The 5,690-nt window shown below is 39.0% G+C and carries 5 protein-coding genes and 2 pseudogenes; 3 read left to right on the forward strand and 4 right to left on the reverse strand.

The genetic code is table 11. From position 1 onward, the window contains the following. The first annotated feature begins 910 nt into the window (after positions 1-910). Entirely contained in the window at positions 911-1,618 is a 708-nt protein-coding gene (locus tag WB217_RS12540) for a DNA alkylation repair protein (RefSeq protein ID WP_423993556.1), read from the forward strand. A gap of 128 nt (positions 1,619-1,746) precedes the next feature. Here WB217_RS12540 and WB217_RS12545 read toward each other — a convergent pair. From WB217_RS12545 to WB217_RS12555, 3 genes and pseudogenes are all read right to left on the reverse strand, one after another. Next, positions 1,747-1,944, reverse strand: a pseudogene (locus tag WB217_RS12545) (helix-turn-helix domain-containing protein); the annotation flags it as partial. Between the two features lie 328 nt (positions 1,945-2,272). Beyond that, positions 2,273-3,289, reverse strand: coding sequence for an NADP-dependent oxidoreductase (locus WB217_RS12550; protein ID WP_423993557.1), 1,017 nt, complete (start codon positions 3,287-3,289; stop codon positions 2,273-2,275). A 286-nt stretch (positions 3,290-3,575) separates the two neighbouring features. Continuing rightward, entirely contained in the window at positions 3,576-4,361 is a 786-nt protein-coding gene (locus WB217_RS12555) for an SDR family oxidoreductase (protein WP_423993558.1), read from the reverse strand. 162 nt (positions 4,362-4,523) lie between these two features. On the opposite strand from WB217_RS12555, the gene WB217_RS12560 reads away from it, so the two are divergent. Both WB217_RS12560 and WB217_RS12565 read left to right on the forward strand, forming a co-directional pair. Further along, positions 4,524-4,976 (forward strand): MarR family winged helix-turn-helix transcriptional regulator, encoded by a 453-nt coding sequence (locus WB217_RS12560; protein WP_423993559.1) that lies wholly within the window; start codon positions 4,524-4,526, stop codon positions 4,974-4,976. Positions 4,977-5,001: 25 nt separating this feature from the next. Continuing rightward, entirely contained in the window at positions 5,002-5,520 is a 519-nt protein-coding gene (locus WB217_RS12565; protein ID WP_423993560.1) for a GNAT family N-acetyltransferase, read from the forward strand. Positions 5,521-5,592: 72 nt separating this feature from the next. Here the strand turns inward: WB217_RS12565 and WB217_RS12570 are convergent. Then, a pseudogene (locus WB217_RS12570) lies at positions 5,593-5,690 on the reverse strand (2OG-Fe(II) oxygenase); the annotation flags it as partial.

Consider the following 5,690-nt stretch of genomic DNA (forward strand, 5'->3'; position numbering starts at 1 on the left):
CTATTGAGCTGGAACCTCGCCAAACCGGCACACTTTTAAAACTTAGCCATAAGGGCTTTCCAGATGAAGAATCTAAAAATCAGCATGAAGCCGCCTGGAAAATGATCCAACAGCATCTTGATCGGAAGATGATGGAGAATAGGTAATCAGCAAACAGTATTTACTAAAGGGAAAACTCGCCGGATTAGGATTAACGGATTCGATTTTCGAATACAGGAAAATTCCTAAGCACACCATTGAACAGTCCAATTAGCACCTTAATTGGATTGTTATTTTATTTGGGGTTACCCAATAAGTAACTCGACTACTCCATAATTAGGTTGATTGTATCATTAGCTTTTTCTTCACCTAATGCTTGTATATGTAAATGGTTAAGCAGCGATGGTTGATCCCCTTCCCAAGTTAAAGAAAATCCATTATCTTTTTCTCCTTTCTTAATGTCATATCCAATAAGTTTTCTATCATTCCAAGTCTGAGTGCCAGTTGGCATTAACTTCTTATTATCCAAACTGGTCAATAACGGTTGGGTTTGATTTTATCAAAGCAGAGATGAAACTTTTTACTTAAAGAATCGTACAGTTACTTATCATTCATATTAAATACGAGGAAGAGGGAAAAAGATGGGATTAAAGAGCATGATAAAAAAGGAGATTAAGAAGCAAGTGAAGAAGAAACTAACAAAGAATGCTGGAAAGACTGCTGGAAAAATAATCGAAAAAGTAATGAAAAAGTTTTAGATTTCGTGTGAAAATTATGAGGGTTTTTCGCCAATAGTGTTTGTTTAGCACAGGAAGTTACTGTGGCAACTCCCTTTCTTATTGTGCTACCAATTCAGAAGACTTGAAAAAGAATATAAACTAGTTTCTTACAACTAAATGGGTATTAATTTTAAGGAAGGAAGTACAAAACGATGGATTTCGAAACAGTTATGCAGGAGCTTGAAGCCTTGGGTAAGGAACGTTCTAAAAAAATGTACATATCCAATGGTGCGCACGAGCCGCTTTTTGGCGTGGCTACAGGAGCTATGAAACCAATCGCAAAGAAAATAAAAATAAATCAAGGCTTAGCTGAAGAGCTTTATGCCACAGGTAACTACGATGCCATGTACTTTGCAGGCATTATTGCAGACCCAAAAGCAATGACTGAGTCGGATTTTGATCGTTGGATGGATGGAGCGTATTTTTATATGCTGTCCGATTATGTGGTGGCAGTAACTTTATCAGAATCAAACATTGCACAAGACGTTGCTGATAAATGGATTGCCAGCGGTGACGAGCTGAGAATGTCAGCGGGCTGGAGTTGCTATTGCTGGCTTTTAGGAAATCGCAAAGACAACGAATTTTCCGAAAGTAAGATTTTGAATATGCTTGATCTTGTGAAAAATTCGATTCATGATTCGCCAGAACGAGCGAAATCCGCTATGAATAATTTTCTATACACCGTGGGGATTTCATATGTACCCCTACATGAAAAGGCAGTCGAGACCGCAAAGGAAGTAGGTATAGTAGAAGTCAAACGGGACGAGAAAAAAAGCAGTTTCCTAAACGCTTACGAAAGTATTCAAAAAGAAATTGACAGAGGGAGAATTGGTTTCAAACGCAAATATGTAAGATGTTAAAATTAGCTTCACATCGGGGAGTTGATCCAAGAAGGATTGACGCTCTTTTTTTTGAAGTTACGGGACTTACAGGTTGCAGCCAGAGAACTCTTCCAGTGTTTTTTACATTTATATTGGCTTATTTTTTGGTCATAGGTTTCTTTCAGTCGTTTTATATCCTCTTTAAGCGGTAAACCAAACATGCGGGAATATTCCCGGCTGAATTGAGATGGACTTTCGTAGCCTACTCGGAATGCAGCTTCAGTGGCATCTGTTGACTCTGATAATAACAGACGACGTGCTTCCTGTAGCCTCAATTGTTTTTGGAACTGATTAGGACTCATAGAACAGGGCTATCCTGGGGTAACGTGTTCGGATCAGAAGTACAAAACAATAAATAACAATATTAAAAGTGGCTCTTCAGTTGTTAATTGGCAATATAATTAGCAACTAAAATGACACTAAAAAAGGAGCGTATTGATTATGCTCCTTTTTACATTATTGATATAGTTCGTCAAGTGTTTCGAAAATTCTTGCCGTAGCCCATCTTTCACTAAATAAGCATTAATGTTAAATTAAAAAAGGCAATTTCGGTGTAAGAGAATAAGGCAGTGGGATTTTCTGGTTAACAAACGAAAAGCCGTTACGGAAATAAATCCGGAACGGCTTTGCTTATTATTTGTCAGTATCTGCAACTTTCACGATCGCTTTTCCGAGATTCGCGCCTTTGAACAAATCCAAAAATGCGTCAATTGTATTCTCAAAGCCTTCTGTAACCGTTTCTTCATACTTCAATTTCCCTTCTAAAAGCCAGCCGGCCAATTCTTTGGCACCTTCGCCAAAGCGGGAGGAGTAGTTTCCGATCGTGAATCCTTGCATCAAAGAACTTGTCTTGATTAAGTAACCCTGAACCCGTGGCCCTACATCTGGCTCTGACTGGTTATACGCTGAGATTGCTCCGCAGACAGGAATCCTTGCGAAATTGTTCAAGAGAGGGAAAATCGCATCGGAAATCTCTCCGCCTACGTTCTCAAAATAGACATCGATTCCATCAGGACATGCCTCTTTTAGGGCTGGGCCTACATCCTGTGTATTGTAGTTAATTGCTGCATCAAATCCAAGGTCATTTAGAAGATAACGAACCTTCTCATCGGAACCAGCAATACCAACGACCCTTGCACCTTTGATTTTTGCGATTTGACCCACAATGGAACCGACAGCTCCTGCGGCACCGGATACAACAACTGTTTCACCTGCTTTCGGCTTACCGATATCCAATAAGCCAAAGTATGCTGTAAGACCAGTCATGCCTAATACACTTAAATATGCCGATACTGGTGCCAGATTCGGGTCAATTTTGCGCACAGTATTATCTTTTGCGATGGAGAATTCCTGCCAGCCTAATGAACCTATTACGAAATCGCCAACTCCAAAAAGGTCTGATTTAGATTCAACTACTTTCCCAATAACGCCACTTGAAATCGCCTCGTTCAAGTTGAATGGGGGGATATAGGATTTGGTGTCATTCATGCGCCCTCGTAAATAAGGATCGACCGAAATATAAAGAGTCTGCAAAAGTATTTCTCCTTTTGCCGGTTTCTCTATAGGTACTTCCACAAATTCAAAATGGTCATATGTAGGAACTCCAGTTGGCCTCTTTTTAAGCTGTATTTGCTTTTGAATAGTAATCATCCTCCCTAATTGTTCTCTAGCCTTAATATACATGAGAGCAGCGCTTATTCAAATTCATTGATTTGTTATATTGGTTTTCATTTAGATATTAACTCACTTAATTCAGTAATAGACCAATTTCAGTTTGATTATTCCGTTCCGTTCGTGAGGACCAAAATGTTAAATCGACACTAGAACTAGCATACGAATTGACGTATGCCAGTTTACTTAAATTATGTCATCAACGGACCCTTTAGATAAAGAATAATCGCATTTTTGCGTATAGTTTATGCAATACCCTTTGGGATCAAATCTCCATTCCCCAACGTTCCTTCTCCGTTTTCTTAAGCTGTTTTTCAGTTTCCTCCGGGTAAACGGTACGGAATTTATTATGATCTGCTGGGATGATTTCAATCATTTTTTCAATCATACCTTCTGGATCAAACTGATTTTCAAGTCCCTCTTCCTGTTTTTTCATATCTTCTTTGCGGGTAAAATGCTTGAACTCGTCGAACCATTTCCATTTTTCTTCGGCGGCTCGGTCGTTGAAGCCTGTATTATACGCACCAGGATTGATGGTTGCCACTTGAACCCCAAACCCCTCAAGCTCTGACTTCATCGTTTGGGCGATTCCTTCGATGGCATGCTTGGTTGCTGTATATGGACCGACATATGGCGTTGCCGAGATCCCTGCCATTGAACTCATGAAGATAATCTTTCCGCTGCCTTTTTCCACAAGCTTTCGCGCAGCCATTTGCACGGTTTCCAGCGTCGCGAATACGTTAACTTCGAATAGCGCACGGACGCGGTCCATCGGCACTTCCGCCAGCGGTCCGCCTTCATTGATTGCCGCATTAGCCACAAACACATCGAAATCGTACTTTTCAATCTGATCTCGGTCCAGCTCGTTCGTAATATCAAGCTTGAATACTTCCATATCCAATCCCAGGTCCTCTGCCTCCCGGAGCAGATCCGTTTTCTGGGAAGTCTGCTCCGTCGTCGCGATGACTCGGTGGCCATTCCTAGCAAGACCAATAGCCGCACCCCTGCCAAGTCCACTCCCAGCCCCTGTGATGAAAATCGTCTTGCTCATCTTGCATTCCTCCTATAGGTTCAACTATCTATCTTGTCTTCCCATTAGAAGTCAGCCTAAAACCTATTCCGTTTTGTTGCAAATACAACAAATACAAGGTAAATTATATACAAATTAATTTTTATTGCATTTGCAACAAAAATATATACGAAGGAGTTAACTATGAAGGAAATTCTACGAGAAATTGGCATGATTGCAAGGGCATTGGATTCTATCAGTAATATAGAATTTAAAGAATATGACCTTACAAAAGGGCAGTATTTGTACCTTGTGCGAATATGTGAAAACCCAGGAATCATTCAAGAAAAGTTAGCCGAGATGATAAAAGTAGATCGAACAACCGCAGCTCGTGCTATAAAAAAACTTGAAATAAATGGATTTGTCGAAAAGAAAGTAGATTATCAAAACAAAAAAATTAAAAAGCTTTTTCCAACAGAGAAAGGGGAAAATGTTTATCCTTTTATAAAGAAAGAGCATGATTATTCCAATAACGTTGCATTAGAGGGGTTTTCCGAAAAAGAAGCAGAAACCATATTCAATTTTCTTCTCAGAGTAAGAAAAAACGTTGAAAAGGATTGGCAATTAGTTAAAAAAGGAAACAAGAGAAATTATTGATTTTATAAAGGAGCGGCAAATTTAAATGACTATAAATATAAAAAAGTGTACCCTTGAAGATTCATGCAAACTTCAAGAAATTAGTTATGAAACATTTAATGAGACCTTTCAGCATGAGAATTCACCTGAAAATATGAATGCTTATTTGGAAAAGGCATTTAACTTAAATCAATTGGAAAAAGAATTATCCACTATTTCTTCGCAATTCTATTTTGTTTATTTTAATAATGAAATCGCTGGATATTTAAAGGTCAACACCAAGGATGCTCAATCTGAAAAAATGGGTGATGAATCCCTTGAAATCGAAAGGATTTATATAAGAAGCAAATACCAAAAACACGGGCTCGGCAAATATCTCATCAATAAAGCAATCGAAATAGCAGTGAAGGAGAATAAAAGGAAAATCTGGTTAGGTGTATGGGAAAAGAATGAAAATGCCATTTCTTTTTATAAGAATATGGGATTTGTTCAAACTGGGGGCCACTCTTTCTATATGGGGGACGAAGAACAAACAGACTTTATAATGACCAAAACTCTCATATAAACTTTTTTTGTAATACATGGGGACGGTTCTCGTGTTTCAGAATGAAACGCGAGAACCGTTCCCATATTCCTATTAAACTTTCTTTCTCCTCATCCATTGTGTTGCTGCCCACTTATCTCCAACGATAACGGGTGCTCCGCCATGTAATGTAAGATCGTTCAGGGTTTGGT

The organism is Mesobacillus sp. (assembly GCF_049588175.1).
Classification (GTDB): domain Bacteria; phylum Bacillota; class Bacilli; order Bacillales; family Cytobacillaceae; genus Mesobacillus.

What these genes read in the sequence shown, in the direction of transcription:
- WB217_RS12540 (WP_423993556.1), top strand. Translation starts at nt 911, where the DNA reads ATGGATTTCGAAACAGTTATGCAGGAGCTTGAAGCCTTGGGTAAGGAA.
- WB217_RS12550 (WP_423993557.1), bottom strand. Translation starts at nt 3,289, where the DNA reads ATGATTACTATTCAAAAGCAAATACAGCTTAAAAAGAGGCCAACTGGA.
- WB217_RS12555 (WP_423993558.1), bottom strand. Translation starts at nt 4,361, where the DNA reads ATGAGCAAGACGATTTTCATCACAGGGGCTGGGAGTGGACTTGGCAGG.
- WB217_RS12560 (WP_423993559.1), top strand. Translation starts at nt 4,524, where the DNA reads ATGAAGGAAATTCTACGAGAAATTGGCATGATTGCAAGGGCATTGGAT.
- WB217_RS12565 (WP_423993560.1), top strand. Translation starts at nt 5,002, where the DNA reads ATGACTATAAATATAAAAAAGTGTACCCTTGAAGATTCATGCAAACTT.